General features: G+C 64.8%; 18 protein-coding genes. 7 read left to right on the top strand and 11 right to left on the bottom strand.

What is annotated here, in order from left to right; all coding sequences use genetic code 11:
• Window positions 1-42: 42 nt before the first annotated feature.
• The 4 genes from FHS94_RS04410 to FHS94_RS04395 form a co-directional block, all read right to left on the bottom strand.
• Window positions 43-756 carry an SDR family NAD(P)-dependent oxidoreductase gene (locus tag FHS94_RS04410; RefSeq protein ID WP_184055055.1) on the bottom strand — a complete coding sequence of 238 codons (714 nt, stop codon included), beginning with the start codon at window positions 754-756 and terminating at the stop codon, window positions 43-45.
• 15 nt (window positions 757-771) lie between these two features.
• Window positions 772-2,241, bottom strand: coding sequence for an amidophosphoribosyltransferase (gene purF, locus FHS94_RS04405; protein WP_184055054.1), 1,470 nt, complete (start codon window positions 2,239-2,241; stop codon window positions 772-774).
• Between the two features lie 216 nt (window positions 2,242-2,457).
• Window positions 2,458-3,813 (bottom strand): FAD/NAD(P)-binding protein, encoded by a 1,356-nt coding sequence (locus tag FHS94_RS04400; RefSeq protein ID WP_184055052.1) that lies wholly within the window; start codon window positions 3,811-3,813, stop codon window positions 2,458-2,460.
• Window positions 3,814-3,831: 18 nt separating this feature from the next.
• Window positions 3,832-4,098 carry a DUF6356 family protein gene (locus FHS94_RS04395; RefSeq protein ID WP_184055050.1) on the bottom strand — a complete coding sequence of 89 codons (267 nt, stop codon included), beginning with the start codon at window positions 4,096-4,098 and terminating at the stop codon, window positions 3,832-3,834.
• Between the two features lie 110 nt (window positions 4,099-4,208).
• Between FHS94_RS04395 and hisI the strand changes: the two genes are divergently transcribed.
• The 4 genes from hisI to FHS94_RS04375 are packed head-to-tail and all read left to right on the top strand — an operon-like array spanning window position 4,209 to window position 7,328.
• Window positions 4,209-4,571 (top strand): phosphoribosyl-AMP cyclohydrolase, encoded by a 363-nt coding sequence (gene hisI, locus FHS94_RS04390; RefSeq protein ID WP_184055047.1) that lies wholly within the window; start codon window positions 4,209-4,211, stop codon window positions 4,569-4,571.
• Window positions 4,568-5,065, top strand: a complete 498-nt coding sequence (locus tag FHS94_RS04385; RefSeq protein ID WP_343055158.1) for a hypothetical protein — start codon at window positions 4,568-4,570, stop codon at window positions 5,063-5,065. Before hisI ends, FHS94_RS04385 begins: the two co-directional genes overlap by 4 nt.
• A gap of 32 nt (window positions 5,066-5,097) precedes the next feature.
• Window positions 5,098-5,520 carry a MerR family transcriptional regulator gene (locus FHS94_RS04380; RefSeq protein WP_184055045.1) on the top strand — a complete coding sequence of 141 codons (423 nt, stop codon included), beginning with the start codon at window positions 5,098-5,100 and terminating at the stop codon, window positions 5,518-5,520.
• A 5-nt stretch (window positions 5,521-5,525) separates the two neighbouring features.
• A complete protein-coding gene (locus FHS94_RS04375; RefSeq protein WP_184055043.1) occupies window positions 5,526-7,328 on the top strand; it encodes an acyl-CoA dehydrogenase C-terminal domain-containing protein in 1,803 nt (600 codons plus the stop codon).
• An 18-nt stretch (window positions 7,329-7,346) separates the two neighbouring features.
• Here FHS94_RS04375 and FHS94_RS04370 read toward each other — a convergent pair whose 3' ends face one another.
• Genes FHS94_RS04370 through FHS94_RS04360 form a run of 3 tightly spaced genes read right to left on the bottom strand, consistent with a single transcriptional unit; the run spans window position 7,347 to window position 10,967 of the window.
• Window positions 7,347-8,663 carry a cell wall hydrolase gene (locus FHS94_RS04370; RefSeq protein ID WP_184055042.1) on the bottom strand — a complete coding sequence of 439 codons (1,317 nt, stop codon included), beginning with the start codon at window positions 8,661-8,663 and terminating at the stop codon, window positions 7,347-7,349.
• Window positions 8,664-8,697: 34 nt separating this feature from the next.
• On the bottom strand, window positions 8,698-9,618 hold the full coding sequence (gene cysK / locus FHS94_RS04365; RefSeq protein WP_184055040.1) for a cysteine synthase A: 921 nt from the start codon (window positions 9,616-9,618) through the stop codon (window positions 8,698-8,700).
• On the bottom strand, window positions 9,615-10,967 hold the full coding sequence (locus tag FHS94_RS04360) for an MFS transporter (RefSeq protein ID WP_184055038.1): 1,353 nt from the start codon (window positions 10,965-10,967) through the stop codon (window positions 9,615-9,617). The genes cysK and FHS94_RS04360 overlap by 4 nt, the downstream gene beginning before the upstream one ends.
• Before the next feature lie 205 nt (window positions 10,968-11,172).
• Between FHS94_RS04360 and pdhA the strand changes: the two genes are divergently transcribed.
• Together pdhA and FHS94_RS04350 are read left to right on the top strand one after the other, a co-directional pair.
• Window positions 11,173-12,216 (top strand): pyruvate dehydrogenase (acetyl-transferring) E1 component subunit alpha, encoded by a 1,044-nt coding sequence (gene pdhA, locus FHS94_RS04355; protein WP_184055036.1) that lies wholly within the window; start codon window positions 11,173-11,175, stop codon window positions 12,214-12,216.
• 1 nt (window position 12,217) lies between these two features.
• Window positions 12,218-13,636 (top strand): pyruvate dehydrogenase complex E1 component subunit beta, encoded by a 1,419-nt coding sequence (locus FHS94_RS04350; RefSeq protein ID WP_184055034.1) that lies wholly within the window; start codon window positions 12,218-12,220, stop codon window positions 13,634-13,636.
• A 24-nt stretch (window positions 13,637-13,660) separates the two neighbouring features.
• On the opposite strand, the gene FHS94_RS04345 is transcribed toward FHS94_RS04350, so the two are convergent.
• From FHS94_RS04345 to FHS94_RS04335, 3 genes are read right to left on the bottom strand one after another with little or no spacing between them, the layout of a single operon-like run.
• Window positions 13,661-14,362 carry a TadE/TadG family type IV pilus assembly protein gene (locus FHS94_RS04345; protein WP_184055032.1) on the bottom strand — a complete coding sequence of 234 codons (702 nt, stop codon included), beginning with the start codon at window positions 14,360-14,362 and terminating at the stop codon, window positions 13,661-13,663.
• The gene (locus tag FHS94_RS04340; RefSeq protein ID WP_184055030.1) at window positions 14,359-14,967 is read right to left on the bottom strand and encodes a TadE/TadG family type IV pilus assembly protein; all 609 of its coding nucleotides are present in this window, start codon (window positions 14,965-14,967) and stop codon (window positions 14,359-14,361) included. The genes FHS94_RS04345 and FHS94_RS04340 overlap by 4 nt, the downstream gene beginning before the upstream one ends.
• Window positions 14,964-16,934, bottom strand: a complete 1,971-nt coding sequence (locus FHS94_RS04335) for a TadE/TadG family type IV pilus assembly protein (RefSeq protein WP_221234532.1) — start codon at window positions 16,932-16,934, stop codon at window positions 14,964-14,966. Before FHS94_RS04335 ends, FHS94_RS04340 begins: the two co-directional genes overlap by 4 nt.
• Window positions 16,935-17,003: 69 nt before the next feature.
• Here FHS94_RS04335 and FHS94_RS04330 point away from each other — a divergent pair, with 69 nt between their 5' ends.
• Window positions 17,004-17,693 (top strand): squalene/phytoene synthase family protein, encoded by a 690-nt coding sequence (locus tag FHS94_RS04330; RefSeq protein WP_184055026.1) that lies wholly within the window; start codon window positions 17,004-17,006, stop codon window positions 17,691-17,693.
• Here the strand turns inward: FHS94_RS04330 and FHS94_RS04325 are convergent.
• The gene (locus tag FHS94_RS04325) at window positions 17,690-18,139 is read right to left on the bottom strand and encodes a cytidine deaminase (protein ID WP_184055024.1); all 450 of its coding nucleotides are present in this window, start codon (window positions 18,137-18,139) and stop codon (window positions 17,690-17,692) included. The genes FHS94_RS04330 and FHS94_RS04325 overlap by 4 nt on opposite strands.
• Window positions 18,140-18,150: the final 11 nt, after the last annotated feature.

The following is an 18,150-nucleotide window of genomic DNA, read 5'->3' as shown; positions in this document are numbered from 1 at the left end:
CCCGGTTCAGGGCGCTCCACAAGCCTGAGCGCCTTGGGGAAGTCAGGCCTCGACGCGCTCACGATGACCGGGTTCGAAGCCGGCAACCGCGAGACGAACGATGCCGTCGGCCACGGCCTCGGGCGGCTTCACGGTCTTGGGGTCCTCACCGGGGTAAGCACGCTCCCGCATCGCGGTGCGGGTCGCGCCAGGATCAAGGATCGCAACGCGGACACGGCTGATCGCTGCCATCTCGTCGCCATAGGCCTCCAGCAGCGTTTCGAAGGCGGCTTTAGTCGCGCCATAGGCACCCCAATAGGCGCGTGGCGCGCGGCCGACGCTGGAGGTGACGCCGATCACCCGCGCCCCCGAAGAGCGACGCAGGAGCGGGTCGAAGGCAGCGATCATCGCCGCCTGTGCGCTGACGTTCAATGTCAGCAAGGACGCCAGTTCCTTGGGGTCGATCGCCGGAACCGCTGACAACGATCCGAGCTGGGCGGCGTTCAATACGAGGATGTCGAGCGCCGGCCAGCGCTCACCCACAGCAGCGGCGAGGCGAGCGATCGAGTCGCTCTGCGCCAGGTCCAGCGGCGCAATCGTGGCAGAGCCGCCGGCGTCAAAGATCTGCTGTTCGATGCTTTCGAGCCCCGACGCGGTACGCGCGGTCAGAACCACATGCGCGCCACGCGCGGCCAGGGCCAGTGCGGTCGCGGCGCCGATACCACGGCTGGCGCCGGTCACGAGCGCCAAGCGGCCGGCGAGGGAGGTGTCAGTCATGGAAGCAGCGAAACCTTACGAGACGCGTTCGGCGAGCATCGCGAACTGATCGACGTCCGCGCTTTCGTCCTGGTCGGTGAGGGTGGTGGGATAGTCGCCAGTGAAGCAGGCATCGCAATGGCTGGGCCGAATGTCTGCGCGCCGGGCCTCCCCCAATGCCTTGTAAAGGCCATCGATCGAAACGAACGCGAGGCTGTCGGCGTGGATGAAGTCAGTCATGCCGCCCAGGTCCAGCTTGGCCGCGAGCAGCTTCGCGCGTTCGGGCGTGTCGACGCCGTAGAAGCAGCTGTGACGGGTCGGTGGCGAGGCGATCCGCATATGCACCTCCGCCGCGCCCGCATCGCGCATCATTTGCACGATCTTAAGGCTGGTGGTGCCGCGAACGATCGAGTCGTCGACCAGCACAATCCGCTTGCCCTTGATCAGGGCGCGATTGGCGTTGTGCTTGAGCTTGACGCCGAGGTGTCGGACCTGGTCGCCAGGCTGAATGAAGGTGCGGCCGACATAGTGAGAGCGAATGATGCCGAGTTCGAACGGGATACCCGATTGCTGGGCAAAGCCGAGCGCAGCAGGAACGCCCGAGTCGGGAACTGGAATGACAAGGTCCGCCTCTACCGGCGATTCGATCGCTAACTGCGCGCCAATGTTCTTGCGAACGTCGTAAACAGAGCGGTCGCCCTCGATCGAGTCGGGGCGCGAGAAGTAGACCCATTCGAAAATGCATGGACGCGGAAAGCGCTGAGCGAAGGGGCGGATCGAGCGGATCTGGCCGTCCTGAACGATCACGAGTTCACCCGGATCGATCGCGCGTTCAAAGGTCGCGCCGACCACGTCGAGCGCCACGGTCTCACTGGCGAAAATAACTGCATCGCCGAGTCGGCCCATGACCAACGGGCGAATGCCGAGCGGGTCGCGGCAAGCGATCATGCCCTCTGGCGTCATTACGATCAGCGAGTATGCGCCCTCCACCTGCTTCAGCGCGTCGATGAAGCGGTCGAGCAGCGTGCGGTAGCTGGACGTCGCGACGAGGTGGATGATCGTTTCGGTGTCGCTGGTCGATTGAAAGATCGAGCCGCGACGAACCAGATCGCGGCGTAGCTTCATCGCGTTGGAGATGTTGCCGTTGTGCGCGATCGCGAAACCGCCCGACTGAAGCTCCGCATAAAGCGGCTGGACGTTGCGGAGCGCCGTTTCGCCGGTGGTCGAGTAGCGGACGTGCCCTGCTGCCACGGTGCCCGGAAGCGAGCGGATCACGTCGTCACGGTCGAAACTGCCCGCGACATGGCCCATGGCGCGGTGCGTATGGAACTGCCCGTGGTGGAATGAGGTTATGCCTGCCGCTTCCTGCCCCCGATGCTGGAGCGCGTGGAGGCCGAGCGCGACCAGCGCTGACGCGGCATCGCTGCCGGCCACGCCGAAAACACCGCACTCTTCACGGAGCGTGTCGCCGTCCGCGTCTGATTCGAAGGGATGGGTGGTGAGCATAGGTCCCGCCGCTGGTGTGAGCCGGCATATAGGGACGTGTCATCCATTTGTCGTCCCCCGTTCGGGCCAGTTCCTCTCCTTGGTCCGAAATCGGCAAAGCGGCGGCAGGCAAGGTCGACGGAAAACCAAGAACTTCTGGCTGATTTGACGTTCGGAAAGGCCGGTGCCCGTTCGTTGAGGATGGCTGGGCCGAGCAACAGCGTTGAAACCCGGTCCCTAAAGCCCCTCGCCCTCGACCCAGTGCGCGTTCGACAGGCGGCGGGCAAGGTTCCAGGTCTGAACCCGGATGTCGGGCACGGCCACGATCTCCCAGAACGCGCCACGCGTCATGGGGCCAAGTGCATACAGCCAATCATTTGCTTTGCCGTCCGCTGAAACGGTGTGGGCCCCCTGATCGACGTCGATCCCGAGTCGCGCCTCGTCCGGGCGGATCACCCCGCGTTCGGTGAGGCGGGCGAGCAGCGGTTCCGTGCTGCGGAGCAGGTCACCTTGCGGCCCGGTGCAGTTGACGATCCGGCGCACGGCAAGGGTCTGGACCATATCCGCGCCGCGAGGGCGCCAATCGAGCCGGATCCCGCCCTCGACTTTCGACAGGGCAATCGTACGACCGGCCACGACTCTCAGTTGCCCGCGCGCCTTCATCGCGTCGACCCGGTCGGCAACCGAGGGAGCGAGCCGGTGGCGGTGGACGTCCCACCACGGGCGCAGATGCCGCAGGAAACGGCCACGTTCGGGCTCGGACGCATTGGCCCAAAGCGCCTGCGTAAAGGGCCGAAGTTCGTCCACGGCATTGCGCCAGCCGATCGTCTCTGCGCGATCTCGAGTGGCGTGCAGCAGCGGGGATGCGGCAGTATCCGGCCGCTGGGCAAGGCGCGTCCAGGCGGGCGATGGCGCTTCGTGGCGGCGCGGCAGCAGGCCACGGCGGGAGAGGGCGATGATCCGCCCCGTGAAGCCGCGCGCTTCGAGCTGAAGGGCAACGTCCACCATGGTCAGGCCAGTACCGATCAGCACCACCGTATCGTTGGCGTCGAGGCCGTCGGCGAGCGATGGGTCCCAGGGGTCACCCTTGTAGACGTCCATCGACAAGCCCTCGGCGGGGTAGCCGGGCGGATCGTGCGGGGGCAGGTTGCCGATCGCGAGCACTGCCGCATCGGCCTCCAGCGTCTCCCCGTTCGTGAAGGACAGCGTGACGCGGCGGTCGTGGCGAAGAATGTCGGCGACATCGCGCTGGATGATCCGCAGCCGGTCACCCGCGGTTTGCCGCGCCTCCTCCAGCAGCTCACAGAGGTATTCGCCATAGGTGAGACGCGGGACAAAGGCGGCGCTGGCGTTGGCCACGCCGCGCCCTTCCAGCCAGCGCACGAAGTGGTCGGGTTCGTCGGGCAGCGCGCTCATGTTGGAAGCGCGTACGTTAAGCAGGTGGCTGGCATGGGCGGCGCCATAAGCGAGCCCGAGGCCCGGCTTGACCGCACGTTCGATCAGCGTCGCGCGTGGGCCGCCGTGACGGAGCAGGTTGATCGCCTGAAGCGAGCCGGAGAAGCCCGCCCCAACAATCGCAATGTCGTGAATCATCTAATAGGTGGCCGGCCGTCAGATCTCATAGGTCAGCTGCCAGGGCGACTCGCGCGGGATATGCTGCTGGACGGCGCCACCTGGCGTGCGCGCACTCATGGTGGCGTGGAGGCGGCGTACAGTATTGCTTCCCGTTCGGGTGAAAAGCGCCGGCACGATCGCGTGGATCAGGCAGGCGACGCCCCCGGCGACCATGGCAATGCCGAAGCGTCCCGCGACGAGTGCGTGTTCGCCATAATGCTCACCAACGCTGCGCGGGTGGTCGAGGAAGAGCCTGTCGAGCATGACCTTGGTTTCTCCGTTTGGCTGTAGCCTATCGTGTAGTGCGGGCGAGGCCAACAGGCTGACGGTGCAATCGGGTTGGAGCGGGTTCTTACGGTAGCTATGAGGGGCGAATGGATACTGGACGCGACAAGACCCTGGCCCTGAACCCCCGATACGATGCCGCTGGGCTGGTCACCGCAGTCGTTCAGGATGCGACCACGCGTGAGGTGCTGATGGTCGCGCATATGAACGCCGAAGCGCTGGCAGCGACGCGGGAGACGGGGGACGCGCATTTCTGGTCCCGCAGCCGGGGGCGACTGTGGAAGAAGGGCGAAAGCTCAGGAAACGTGCTGCGAGTGGCCGATCTGCTGATCGACTGTGACCAGGACGCCGTGCTGGTGCTGGCAGAGCCGGCCGGCCCAGCCTGCCACACTGGTGCGCGGAGCTGCTTCTATCGGCGGATAGAGGGCGACGCCTTGGTCCGGACGGCGTGAAGTCAGCGGTCCTGTGCGCCCTGACGCTGGCTCTGGGCGCATGTGGCGAGCCTCAGCCGGCGACCCCCGACGCTAACCCGGGCGCTCGGCTGGAGGCGGCGGCGACCGGCGCCGGCCTGATCCCCGATCCGCGCCATGCCAGCCTGACCGGGTCCTGGGCGCTCGATACCGACCGCGCCTGTGTGGTGCCTGGGAACAAGGGGGTGAGCCGGATCGGTCTGCTGGTGGACTATGGGGATGGGCAGGGCTGTGCCGCGAGCGGTACGGTGGAGCGCGATGGTGAGCAGCTGACGGTCAAGGCGGGCCGCTGCACGGTCAAGGCACGCTTCGATGGCGAGCGGATGGTATTTCCGCCGGACCTGCCAAAGGACTGCGCGGCCCTGTGCACGGGGCGGGCGTCGCTCGAATCATTCACGGTCGAGCAGTTAAGCGGGTCGGCGTCGGAAGCCGCGACCCTGCGTACGCCACGCGGTCAACCGCTGTGTACAGGTTGACGTTGACGTAAACGCAAAGTAGAAGGCGAAGCATGGCGACGATTTCCGCCCATGCTCCGATCACGCCGCGCGCCGACCGGGACGCTTACTCCATTTCCGACCTGTCCGCCGAGTTCGACGTAACTCCCCGCGCGTTGCGCTTTTACGAGGATGAAGGGCTGATCGCGCCGGAGCGGCGCGGTACGCAACGCATCTATTCGCACCGCGACCGCGCACGGCTCGCCTGGATCCTGCGCGGTAAGCGTGTGGGTTTCTCGCTGGGTGAGATCCGCGAGATGATCGACTTGTATGACCTGGGCGATGGCCGACAGGCGCAGCGCGAACTGACGGTGGAGCGTTGCCGTCAACGGATCGCGACCTTGTGCGACCAGAAGCGCGACATCGATGCAGCCATTGCCGAATTGACCGACTTCATCTCGCTGGTCGAGGCCAGCGCCGAACCCGCAAAGGCCTGAACTCCATGCCCCAATATACGCCCCCCGTTCGCGATACCCGCTTTGTGCTCGAGCATGTTGTCGGGCTGGATCGGCACGCCAATCTGCCGGGCTTTGCCAACGCTACGCCCGATACGGTTGATGCCGTGCTGGAAGAGGGCGGGCGCTTCGTTGCCGAGGTGCTGTTCCCGCTGAACCAGGTCGGCGACAGCCATGGCTGCACGCGGCACGAGGATGGCCGCGTGACCACCGCGCCCGGGTTCAAGGAAGCATACAGCCAGTTTGTCGAATCGGGCTGGGGCACGCTGTCCGCGCCCGAGGCGTATGGCGGGCAGGGGATGCCGCACGTTGTCTCGACCGCGTTCCAGGAGTATATGATTTCCGCCAACATGGCGTTCGCGATGTACCCGGGGCTGGCCCATGGTGCGATTGCGGCGCTGCTGGCGAAAGGCAGCGCAGAGCAGCAGGAGAAGTACGTTCCTCGGATGGTGTCAGGCGAATGGGGCGGCACCATGAACCTGACGGAGCCGCAGTGCGGCACCGACCTGGGGCTGATCCGCACTCGCGCGGAGCCGCAGGCTGACGGGTCCTACAGGATCACCGGGACCAAGATCTTCATTTCGGCGGGCGAACATGACCTGACCGACAACATCATTCACCTGGTGCTCGCCAAGACGCCGGGAGCGCCCGACTCATCCAAGGGTATCAGCCTGTTTGTCGTGCCAAAGGTCATGGTGAACGACGACGGCTCGCTGGGTGAACGTAACGCGGTCAGCTGTGGCTCGATCGAGCACAAGATGGGCATCCACGGCAATGCGACCTGCGTCATGAACTATGACGGGGCGACTGGCTGGCTTGTCGGGGAGGAGATGAAGGGCCTCGCCGCCATGTTCATCATGATGAACGCCGCGCGCCTGGGCGTGGGGCTTCAGGGGCTGGGCGTCGCAGAAACGGCGTACCAGAACGCGGTCCATTATGCCCGCGACCGGCGCCAGGGCCGGGCACTGACCGGTCCTGCTGAGCCGAACGAAAAGGCGGACACGCTGTTCGTCCACCCGGACGTGCGGCGGATGCTGATGGAGGCCAAGGCACTGACCGAGGGCTTGCGCGCGCTATGCCTGTGGGGCGCCTTGCAAGTCGATCTGGAGCACCAGGCCGCCGATGAGGGCGAGCGCCAGATGGCGGCGGACCTGATCGGGCTCCTGACGCCGGTGATCAAGGGCTATGGCACCGATATGGGCTACAAGATCGCGACCGACGCGCAGCAGGTCTATGGCGGGCATGGCTACATCCAGGAATGGGGCATGGAGCAGTATGTTCGCGACGCCCGTATCGCCCAGATCTATGAAGGGACGAACGGCATCCAGGCGATGGACCTGGTCGGGCGCAAGCTGGCGCAGAATGGCGGACGGGCGATCCAGGCGTTTGGCCGCATCGTTGCCGAGGAGGTAGCGGCGGCGAAGGCGATCGACGCGACCGCAGACCTTGCGACCCGCCTGGAGAAGGCGCTGGGCGACCTTCAGGCCGCGACCATGTGGTTCCTGGCGAACGGTATGCGCAATCCGAACAACATCGGTGCGGGCGCTGTGCCCTATATGCACCTGCTGGGCATCGTAGCGACGGGGCTGATGTGGCTGCGGATGAGCACCGCGGCAGCCCGGCTGCGTGACGGTGGCGAGGGCGATTCGGCGTTCCTGGACGCAAAGCTGGTCACGGCCAGGTTCTTCGGCGAACGCATCCTGCCCGAAACCGGCGCCCTGCGCCGCAAGATCGAGGGCGGCGCAGAGACGGTGATGGCATTGGCGCCGGAGATGTTCCTGGCCGCCTGAACGGTGACGCCCCGGGGCTTAGGTTTGGGGCGTTGCCAAGGAGCTTGGGGAAGGCGCCGGCGCAGGCGTGCGGCGCCGAACTCCGGGCAGGTCCTCGGGAACGCGGGCCTGTCCGCCTGCGGCCGGAACAGCCCCGTCGTTCTTGGTGCCGGTTCCCGCGACCGGTGGAATGGTCAGTGCCACCTGCTGCTTCATGCAATCGCGTGGGTCCGCGCGCTTGAACTGGCGGCAATTGTACAACGCCTTCTCGAAGCCGCTTGCCCGATCGCGCAGATAGCTGAACGACATGAAATTCATCTGGTCGGGCGTGACCGCGTCGGCCGACTTGGGCACCTGCTGAGCGCTGACCCAGCCCAGGAACTTGCAATGCGGTCGGTCGCCGCAGGTCTGCTCGGCGGTCGCGCGGAACGTATCGGAAGGCGCGCGCGCATCCAGGACCGCGACAAAGCCATCCGCATCGGGGCCGGCATTGGAAGGGGTGCCCACGACCGCGGCAGCAAGGCTGGCGATCGCCGCCTCGCCCAGTGCGGCATCAGCCTCCGCCAGCGCCGCGCCCGTGCGGTGTGCGTCCGACAGAACGGCGAGCTCGGTTATGGTCGGCTCCGCGCCTGACTGGCTGCGGTTGAAGGCAGGCGGTGTGCCCCACCAGCCGGACCACCGGAAGAAAAGGTGGGTGTGAACCGCCGTGATCTTGTCCAGGCTCGCCTGCCAATAGGGGACCACCCAATCGGTATGGTAGTGGGTCGCGTAGCCGACCGGCTTGTACACGCTGCCCGCGAGCGCCGCGGCCGCGACTTCGCGCGCCCGGCGCCAGGCGGCCTCGTTCGGGGTCCAGCGGGTCAACGCATGATCACAGGTGAAGGTGAACTGACACCCGGTGGTCCGCTCGGCACCCTCGAACACCACGCCGCAGACCGTTTTCGGGAAGGCGGGATGGCGCAAACGGTTGAGGATCACCTGAGCGACCGCTCGCTCGCCGACCGCATCGTCCCCGGCCTCGTACACCACTGCTGCGGCAAGGCAGTCGGTAGCGCGCGCTCTTTCCTCGGGCTTGCCCAGGAAGCGGAACGGGCGTGCGGGCGGATTGGGCGCCGTCGAGAACGGCACGGTGGCGTTGAATGCGCGTGCCTCATCCGCGGGAAGGTCGACGAACTTGATCGGCTCGACCGGAGGCAGCTCCGTCGGTGCGACGACATGCTGGCGCAACCGGGCGAGTGCGGCCGGCCTGGCGCGGGCAGGCTCGATCCGCGGCGGATGCGACACGACCCAGGCAGGCACCGTGACCGCAAAGGTCGCGATGCCTGCCAGTGCGAGCAGGAGTGGGCGGGATGTCATTGCGCCCGATGGCCTGGCGTAAAGATCGGCAAGGTCAGCTTTCGGGCAGGAAGTCGGGCACCGACAGGTATCGCTCGCCCGTGTCGTAGTTGAAGCCGAGCACGCGTGCGTTGTCGGGGAGGTCGGGCAGCTTTTGCAAGATGGCCGCGAGGGTCGCGCCCGAGGAGATGCCGACCAACATGCCCTCTTCGCGTGCGGCGCGACGGGCCATGTCCTTCGCCACCGCGGCGTCGACCTCGATCACGCCGTCGATCGCATCGGTATGGAGGTTCCGGGGAATGAATCCGGCGCCGATCCCCTGGATCGGATGGGGCCCAGGCTGGCCGCCGCCGATCACGGGCGACGCCGACGGCTCAACCGCGAATACCTTCAGGTTCGGCCACTCCTTCTTCAGCGTTTCGGCAACGCCGGTGATGTGGCCACCGGTGCCGACACCCGTGATGATCACGTCGATGGGGCTGTCGCGAAAGTCGTCCAGGATTTCCTGCGCGGTGGTGCGCGTGTGAACCTCGACATTCGCCGGGTTCTCGAACTGTTGGCACAGCCAGGCCCCGGGCGTCTGGTCCACGATTTCCATCGCGCGTTCGATCGCGCCCTTCATGCCCTTTTCACGCGGGGTGAGGTCAAACGTCGCTCCATAGGCAAGCATCAGGCGCCGTCGTTCGAGCGACATCGACTCGGGCATGACGAGGACAATCTTGTAGCCCTTCACCGCGGCGACCATGGCAAGGCCGATGCCGGTGTTGCCGCTGGTCGGCTCCACAATGGTGCCGCCGGGCTTCAGCCGCCCGTCGCGCTCCGCCGCTTCGACCATGGCAAGCGCGATACGGTCCTTGATCGAGCCGCCGGGGTTTGACCTTTCAGACTTGATCCAGACTTCCGAGCCGGGGAACAGCCGCTGGACGCGGATGTGCGGCGTCTGTCCAATGGTGTCGAGGATGGTATTCGCCTTCATGGCTTGGCTTCTCCGTGCTGCGGTTCGATTGCGAGCATGTCGGGGGGATCAAAGGTCCGCGCCGCTCCAAGTTCCGGAAACAGTCGCGCCCAGCCCAGCGTGACGGCGATCGCTCCAACACCGCCGAACACCACTGCGCCGACCGGGCCCAGCACTGAGGCGAGCACGCCGCTTTCAAACTCACCCAGTTCATTGGAGGCGGAAATGGTCAACTGCGACACCGCGCTGACCCGGCCGCGCATCGCGTCAGGTGTATGGAGCTGGATAAGCGATTGCCGGACATAGACGGACACCATGTCCGCGCCGCCCGCGATGATCAGGGCGATCAGGCTGAGCAGGAAGGCGGGAGCGACGGAGAATGTCTCGCCGAACAGGTCAATCCTGCCGGGATAGAGCCCGAGTGCGTTGGTGATGGGCGTGGCAACGCCAAAGGTCAGAATGCCGAGCCCGAAGATGACGACGGAAATCAGCATTTTCACCCCGACATTGGTCGACATGGGCCGGAACGAGAAAAAGATGGCGGTAATCGCCGCGCCGATGCCCATTCCCGCCGCCAGCACACCCAGACCCTGCGATCCGACCTTGAGAATGTCGCGGGCATAGACCGGCAGCAGCGAGGTCGCACCGGCGAGAAGCACGGCGAAAAGGTCCAGCGTGATGGTAGCAAGGACCAGCCGGTTGCGGCGGACGTAGCGAAAGCCCTCCGCTATGCGCGCAAGCGGGCGATGGTCCGTTTGCGCCGGCGGTTGAGGCACCGGGCCAATCAGGAACATGAACAGCAGCGCGATCAGAAATAGCACGGTCGCAGTACCGTAGGCGACATCCGGATGGATCGCGTACAGTAGCCCGCCGACACTCGGCCCGGCGATGGTGCCGACTTGCCACGCGATAGAGCTGACCGCGATGGCGGTGGGAAGGCTTTCGCGGGGCACCAGATTGGGGGCCAGCGCCGAATAGGCCGGGCCTGAAAAGGCGCGCGCAACGCCAAACGCGACAGCGGCGGAAAACAGCGCGGAGAGGGTCAACTGGTCCGACCAGGTGAGGTAACCCAGGGTCGCGGCGGTCACGACCAGCAGTGTCGTGGTCGCGCGCACGATCCAGCGGCGGTCCACGCTGTCGGCAACCAGTCCCACGATGGGCGTCAGCAGGAACAAGGGCACGAACTGGGCAAAGCCGATCATGCCAAGCAGAAACGCTGCTTCGTTAACCCCCATGCTCAGCCGGGCGATGTTGTACACCTGCCAGCCGATCACGATCGACATGGCGCTGACGGCGATCGTGCCGGAGAAGCGCGACAACCAATAAGCGCGGAAGTTGTGGATCGTCAGCGGGTGTGGAGGTGCGGCCATCACGCGCGGCTTTGCCGGGCGGCGCGCGATCGAGCAAGTAATTGCGCCTTTGCCCCCGCCATGCCCAGCTGTGTGCCGTTCCGGGAATCGCATGGTCGGGGCGTTGTGATACAAAGCATGGCTGTGGCGGGGGGAATTGCCCTTTCTGGCGGCGGGCCTATACGCGACCCACTTCCCTTCCCGGATCAAACGAGGTTCGTTACCCGTGGCAAAACCCCCCGCCAGCGCTGCCGCAGAGCCGGCGATTCCCAATCGCGAACGCCCGGCAGAGCCGCAGCCCTATCAGGCGTCCAAGGATGAGCTGCTGCAGTTCTACAAGGACATGCTGCTCATCCGCCGCTTCGAAGAAAAGGCAGGGCAGCTCTATGGCCTGGGCCTGATCGGCGGCTTCTGCCACTTGTATATCGGCCAGGAGGCGGTTGCGGTCGGGCTCCAGTCCGCGCTCAGCGACAAGGACTCGGTGATCACCGGCTATCGCGACCATGGCCACATGCTGTTGTGCGGGATCGAACCGCGCGACGTGATGGCCGAACTGACCGGCCGCGCGTCGGGCATCAGCAAGGGCAAGGGCGGCTCGATGCACATGTTCAGCGTCGAGCATAAGTTCTACGGCGGCCACGGCATCGTCGGCGCGCAGGTGTCGCTCGGCACGGGCCTCGCCTTTGGCCACAAATACAGCGAAGACGGCGGGGTCTGCCTTGCCTATTTCGGTGATGGTGCTGCCAATCAGGGCCAGGTGTACGAAAGCTTCAACATGGCGCAGCTGTGGGGCCTTCCCATCATCTACGTCATCGAGAACAACCAGTACGCGATGGGCACTTCGGTCAGCCGTGCGAGCTCCGAGGACCAGTTCTACAAGCGCGGCGAAAGCTTCCGCATTCCCGGCATCCAGGTGGACGGCATGGATGTGCTCGCCTGCCGTGGCGCCGCGGAAGAAGCGCTTGCCTGGGTGCGCGCCGGCAAGGGGCCGATCATCCTGGAGATGAAGACCTATCGCTACCGCGGTCACTCCATGTCCGACCCGGCCAAATATCGTTCGCGCGATGAGGTCCAGGCCGTGCGCGACAAGTCCGACCCGATCGAATTCGTCAAGCGGTTGCTGGGCGAGCAGGGGGTCGGCGAGGACCAGCTCAAAACCGTCGAGCAAGAGATCAGGAAAACCGTGAACGAAAGCGCCGACTTCGCCGAAAGCACGCCCGAGCCGCAGCTGGGCGAACTCTACACCGACGTGCTGGTGGAGAGCTACTGAGATGGCGATTGAGATCAAGATGCCCGCGCTGTCCCCTACCATGGAAGAGGGCACGCTGGCCAAGTGGCTGGTCAAGGAAGGCGATCAGGTAAAATCCGGCGACATCATGGCCGAGATCGAGACCGACAAGGCGACGATGGAATTCGAGGCGGTTGACGAAGGCACCGTGGCGAAGATCCTGGTTGCCGAGGGTACCGACAACGTAAAGGTCGGCACCGTGATCATGCAGCTCACCGGCGAGGGCGAAGAGCCCGTCGCGACCGGCGAGGGCAAGTCCGAGGCCGAAGCACCCCGCATCGAGCAGGGCGAGGCGGCTGACCAGAAGGGTGAAGCGACCCCTGAGCCCAAGCAGGTTGAGACTGGCGCGCGTCAGCTGTTCGAGGCGGCAAGCCACACAGCTGAGGTCGACAGCCCGGAGGTGCCGGCCGGCACCGAAATGGTGAAGCTCACCCTTCGCGAGGCTCTGCGCGATGCCATGGCCGAGGAAATGCGCAAGGATCCGCGCGTCTTCGTCATGGGCGAAGAGGTTGCGCAGTATCAGGGCGCTTACAAGGTCACCCAGGGCCTGCTGGACGAGTTCGGCGACAAGCGGGTGATCGACACCCCGATCACCGAATACGGCTTCGCGGGCGTCGGCACGGGCGCGGCGATGGGCGGCCTTCGCCCGATCGTCGAGTTCATGACCTTCAATTTCGCCATGCAGGCGATCGACCACATCATCAACTCGGCCGCCAAGACCAACTACATGTCGGGTGGCCAGATGCGCTGTCCCATCGTGTTCCGTGGTCCGAACGGCGCGGCAAGCCGCGTGGGCGCGCAGCACTCACAGAACTTCGGCCCTTGGTACGCCAGCGTTCCCGGCCTGATCGTGATCGCACCTTATGATGCGCAGGACGCCAAGGGGCTGCTCAAGGCGGCAATCCAGACCGAGGATCCCGTCGTGTTCCTCGAGAACGAGCTGCTCTACGGTCGCACGTTTGAAGTGCCCAAGCTCGACGACTTCGTTCTGCCGATCGGCAAGGCGCGAGTGATGCGGGCGGGCAAGGACGTGACAATCGTGTCCTACTCGATTGGCGTGGGCGTGAGCCTGGAAGCGGCCGAGACGCTGGCGGCCGAGGGTATCGATGCGGAGGTCATCGACCTGCGCACGCTGCGCCCGCTCGATCGCAAGACGGTGCTGAAGAGCCTGGCGAAGACCAATCGCCTCGTCGTGGTGGAAGAGGGTTGGCCGACCTGCTCGATCGCGTCCGAAGTCGCGGCGTTCGTGATGGAAGAAGGCTTCGACGACCTCGACGCGCCGGTGCTGCGTGTCACGGACGAGGACGTGCCGCTGCCCTACGCCGCAAATCTCGAGAAGGAAGCGCTCATCAACGCGGACAAGGTCGTCCGCGCGGTGAAGAAGGTTTGCTACCGCCAGTAAGGCGGTAGCGGCCCATATGCTTTGTCAGCAGGTCGCGGGGGTGACCCCTGCGACCTTGTAAACGCCATCGGGATGCGTTGCGGCCGAGCCGGCACTGGAATCGCTGGTCAGGTCGCGGCGGTCGCGGACCGACATGGACGCGACCTCGGTTATGTTCTTCTCCGCGATCCACTTACCGGCGATCAGCGGCTGGTATTTGTAGAACACCTCAACGAACATGGTGGCGCCATCCTGAAGCGCGATCGTTTGTGTGTAGCCGCTGGCCAAGGCGGTGCTAGGTCCGACGCCCACAAGGTTCGTGTCGCCCGACCGCCCGAACGCAGACGCATGCGAGGTCTGATCGCCAAAGCAACGTTGCCAGCCGATCCTGTAGGTCGAGTTGGTGGAGGTGTTTGCGACGGGTTCGACGTCCGACAAGATCACGCGGCCGTTCTTCTTGAGATCGAGCCCCTTATCGCCACCCGACTCCATCTGGGCGCCCTGGAACAGGTCGTTGATGTCGACATCGGTGATCTTCTTTGCCGAGAGCTTCGAGCCGTTGCCCATCCGTGCTGCGTTGTCGGCGATCTGCAGCGCGATCTGGCTGATACGCATTCGCACCGTGATATAGTTGGCGAGCTCCGATCCGCCGAGTATCATCGTGATGAAGATCGGCGCCATCAGGGCGAACTCGATCAACGCCACGCCACGGTGCTGATCGCGCAGCCGGGCAAGCAAGCGAGTCATAGGCAGTTCCGGACGGTCTTGGTGACAGTGTAGGAGCCCTGGTCGGTATAGGGCTGGTTCTGGAGTACCGATTCCGCGACCACGGTCTGCGTCGCCGGAAGGCTGGGGACGAACTTGTGCAGCGGTAGCATGCGCGGGTAGGTGACCGTGACGGTGTACACGGTCTTGTCCTTGGCGCCGCCCTGACCGGCGTCGCCGCCGTCGTCGTCCCATGTGCTGTTGTTGTTCGTGTCGGTATACGGCTCTCCGGCGTCGCAACGGCCGTTGCCGTTGGTATCCGTCCAATCTTCCGCTCGAGCGGCCGCCGCGTCCGTAAAGCTGCGGTAGAACCGGCGCTCGAACTTGATGTCCGAATTGTTGACCAAGGCGCGAACCTGCGCGCGCACCTTGTTATCGATCAGTGCCTGGCGGTCCTCGTCTGAGTTCGCCTCCAGTCCGCTGTCACGCGACGTTTTCTGCACGACGCCCTGCAGGGTGGCACGCAGATAGAGGCTATGCGCAATGTCGAAGCCGCCGATCAGCATGCAGCAGAACACGGGCGCCATGATGCCGAACTCGATCACCGTGGCACCGCGTTCGTCGCGGGACAGCAAACCGCGCATCATTGCGTGAGCCTTAGCTGGGAGATCTGGTTCGCGATCGACGCGAATGTCGCCTGGATCTCCGCCGCATTGTTGGCGCTATAATAGCGGCCTGAGGTGGCGCACGCCGTAAGACGCGTCACCGTTGTTGGGTCGACATAGCCAAAGGTGATCACCCACAGAGTGATGTTCTTGTTCTTAATGGCATTGCAGACGGCGGTGGTGCGTGCGTTCACTTGCTGTGTTAGCACGCCGTTGTTGGTACAGCCTTCACTTGGAACGGTGCCGCTGTCCGTCTGTCGCCGATCGTACCAAGCAATACCATAGGCCTGGTAATTGGAACTGTCCGTGCACGTGTCGCCATCGGTCATGAAGATCATGTGCCGGTCGATCTCGCCGCCCTGTGGTGTGTACTTGTTCTCCGACGCGAACAGACCTCCGTTGCCGTTATTATCGCCGGCTGACATCAATCTGCCGCCCCAACTCAGGCCAATGTCATGGTATGTGTTTGGCCCCGCCGTCATTGAGTCGACATAGCCGCCGAAAAGGCCTGCATCGGGCCATGATTGCAGCTTCTTCGCTGCGAGCGGACAGCCGTAAACTGACCCATCCTTCGGCGTATCCCTGTTGTAGCGATCGGACATGGTAAAATTTCCGGCGTCATCACGGCGCGTGTAGATCATGCCAGGTAGGAGTGGCCCCCAAAGGCTGCCCGCATCGCCAGCGGTTGGGACAGAATCCAAATCAAGGTCGCGAGCTCCCGCCGGAATGGGGGAGTAGCTCGCCTGCTTGACTGTGGCGCGCTCCTCTACGCAGCCATCCCAGTTCATTGGCTTCTTCGTACCGTTATTGCCGATCCAGGCCGAAAGGCCCGTGTTGAAGCTGCTACCGTTCTTAAGGGCTGAAACCCTCTGGAAGAATTGGGAGTAGCGCCAGTCCCACCATTCGTCGCCCGCCGCTGGGTCCTCAAGCTCGGTCAGCGTGAACTCGTTATCCGTGACGGTTTGATCCGTGGAGCAGGTACTCTTTCCGTTGTTGAAATTCCAAGTGTAATTGCTGAGTTGCTCACTGTGAGTGGTTCTCTTGGTGCCGGTCGGGTACCATTGGTAAGACGTAGTCGACACGGACTCAGTGAACTTGTTGTATTTGTACAATGTTGCAGTGCTGTCATTGCACATCAATGACGGAACACCATCAACGCTGATCTTGGTAGTCTTGGCCTTAGCCTTGCTGGGGTCAATGTCCCACCAGCGACCGCGGCGGGACTGATAGGGCCAGGTGTCGGCAAGCCACTCGGGTTTGAGAAGGCCACCGACATTGACGTTGGTAGCGTAGGGCACAAACCCGAAGCGAATTTGTACCTGGTTACCAGTCCCGCCCGACGGCGTACCGGTCGTGCAATTTGCATCCGTATCGAGCCGCGCCACGATCTCGTAGAAGCACTTCACGGCGACCTTCAGGCTTTGCAGCTTGGTTTGCGTGTCGCCCGATGGGCGCTCGTTCATCGACCCGGTGTTGTCGAGCACGAACATGATATCCGTATTCGGCAGCCGCATCTCCGCGTCGCAACTGACGCTGAGTGTCTCCTGCTTGCGGCCAAGGACACGCATCAGCGTCATTGGCACCGTGGCACTGGCGCTACCGGTTACCTTGCCAGCATTCTCGGTGAATTCGCGGGTCAGGGCATTGGTGCCATACGCACCGGTCCGGTAGTTCGCGTTGAAGAAGCGGTTTGCGGCGGTCAGGTCGTCGGAGCCCCAGGTTCCCGATCCCATCTGCTTGCGGCCGGCAAGCGCGCCCGCGTCACATGCGTGCTGCAGCCGTGTCTTGGCGATGTACATGCGCGCAATGTCGACCCCACCGCCGACCATGCCGCAGAATGGAATTATGGCGATGCACATCCAGGCAAGGGCCGCGGCGCGCACGTCGCGGACGAGCCGCGCCAATACGCCGCCCCCGCTCTGGCCCCTGTTCACGACTGCCCTGGTCATCCGTTCTGCCCGCACCTTACAATTCCGGTCGGATATGGACCCGGCCCCGCTAAGGGCGTTTGAAGCGTCATGATTAAATCCGAGATAACCGCTGCCGAGGGGAGTGCAGCAGAGCAGGGCCTCGCCCTGCGCTATGTCCCTGCGGACCGGCGTGAGGGGATGGCAGCCCTGTTGGCGCTAGACCGGACGCTGGGCGGGATCCTGCGCTCCACGCGTGAGCCGATCGTGGGGCAGATGCGGCTGGTTTGGTGGCGCGATGCTCTTGAGGCACTCGACCGGTCCCCGCCGCCTGCCGAGCCGGTGCTGGCGGCACTGGCGGCGAAGGTGCTCCCTCATGGTGTCAGCGGAGCGCAGCTGGCGGCCGTGGTTGAGGGTTGGGAAGCGCTACTCGCGCCCGTGCTCGACGATGTGGCCGTGGACGAACACGCCCGCGCGCGTGGCGGTGGGCTGTTCACGGCGGCGGCGCGGATGCTGGGTGACGTTAGCTCAGCAGCAGCGGCGGCGGCGGCAGCGGCAGGGCAGGGCTGGGCGCTCGCAGACCTGTCACGCAACCTGTCGACGCAGGAAGTCGCAATGCACGCGCGAAATCAGGCTGCCGCACGATTGAAAGAGGCGTTTGCAACGCGCTGGCCCTCGCGATTGCGCGGGCTAGGCGCGCTGGCGATGCTTGCCCGGATGGACCTGGAACCGCATCCCCGGCCGCCCGGCCATCCGGCACGGGTGTGGCGGCTGCTGCGGTTCCGGGTGACTGGACGTTAGTCGATGCCCAGGTCCGCCGGTCCGAAGGCGTCGGGCAACAGCTCCGACAAACGGTAGCTGCGCACCGCATTGCCTTCGGCTGCGCCGCAATGAACCGGCAGGTCACGGCCGCCCATCTGGGCCGCTTCGTTGAGCACCTGCCGGCACCGGCCGCAGGGACTGACCGGAACGGCGCCCGTCGCGCGACCATCGGAGTCCATGGCCCCGCCGATCACCCCCACCGCCACGATCTCCCGCAAGCGCCCCTGGGCACTGGCCGTGGCGACCGCGACCGTTTCGGCGCACAGTGACAGGCCGTAGCTGGCGTTCTCAAAATTCGCGCCGGTCACGACGCTGCCATCCGCCATCAACAGTGCAGCACCCACCGCAAAGCGCGAATAAGGTGCGTGCGCATGGAGTGCCGCCGCGCGAGCCGCCTCGATCAGTCTGGTCTTGTCGTCGCTCATGCTGCCTCTCA

This window comes from Sphingomonas aerophila (genome assembly GCF_014199305.1).
Taxonomy (GTDB): domain Bacteria; phylum Pseudomonadota; class Alphaproteobacteria; order Sphingomonadales; family Sphingomonadaceae; genus Sphingomonas; species Sphingomonas aerophila.
Note: the sequence above shows the minus strand (reverse complement) of the source record. Positions and strands in the feature narration are given on the sequence as shown.

Bases quoted from the DNA above. Each gene is read 5' to 3' on its own strand.
- FHS94_RS04410 (WP_184055055.1), bottom strand. From the start codon at position 756: ATGACTGACACCTCCCTCGCCGGCCGCTTGGCGCTCGTGACCGGCGCC.
- purF (WP_184055054.1), bottom strand. From the start codon at position 2,241: ATGCTCACCACCCATCCCTTCGAATCAGACGCGGACGGCGACACGCTC.
- FHS94_RS04400 (WP_184055052.1), bottom strand. From the start codon at position 3,813: ATGATTCACGACATTGCGATTGTTGGGGCGGGCTTCTCCGGCTCGCTT.
- FHS94_RS04395 (WP_184055050.1), bottom strand. From the start codon at position 4,098: ATGCTCGACAGGCTCTTCCTCGACCACCCGCGCAGCGTTGGTGAGCAT.
- hisI (WP_184055047.1), top strand. From the start codon at position 4,209: ATGGATACTGGACGCGACAAGACCCTGGCCCTGAACCCCCGATACGAT.
- FHS94_RS04380 (WP_184055045.1), top strand. From the start codon at position 5,098: ATGGCGACGATTTCCGCCCATGCTCCGATCACGCCGCGCGCCGACCGG.
- FHS94_RS04375 (WP_184055043.1), top strand. From the start codon at position 5,526: ATGCCCCAATATACGCCCCCCGTTCGCGATACCCGCTTTGTGCTCGAG.
- FHS94_RS04370 (WP_184055042.1), bottom strand. From the start codon at position 8,663: ATGACATCCCGCCCACTCCTGCTCGCACTGGCAGGCATCGCGACCTTT.
- cysK (WP_184055040.1), bottom strand. From the start codon at position 9,618: ATGAAGGCGAATACCATCCTCGACACCATTGGACAGACGCCGCACATC.
- FHS94_RS04360 (WP_184055038.1), bottom strand. From the start codon at position 10,967: ATGGCCGCACCTCCACACCCGCTGACGATCCACAACTTCCGCGCTTAT.
- FHS94_RS04350 (WP_184055034.1), top strand. From the start codon at position 12,218: ATGGCGATTGAGATCAAGATGCCCGCGCTGTCCCCTACCATGGAAGAG.
- FHS94_RS04345 (WP_184055032.1), bottom strand. From the start codon at position 14,362: ATGACTCGCTTGCTTGCCCGGCTGCGCGATCAGCACCGTGGCGTGGCG.
- FHS94_RS04340 (WP_184055030.1), bottom strand. From the start codon at position 14,967: ATGATGCGCGGTTTGCTGTCCCGCGACGAACGCGGTGCCACGGTGATC.
- FHS94_RS04335 (WP_221234532.1), bottom strand. From the start codon at position 16,934: ATGACCAGGGCAGTCGTGAACAGGGGCCAGAGCGGGGGCGGCGTATTG.
- FHS94_RS04330 (WP_184055026.1), top strand. From the start codon at position 17,004: ATGATTAAATCCGAGATAACCGCTGCCGAGGGGAGTGCAGCAGAGCAG.
- FHS94_RS04325 (WP_184055024.1), bottom strand. From the start codon at position 18,139: ATGAGCGACGACAAGACCAGACTGATCGAGGCGGCTCGCGCGGCGGCA.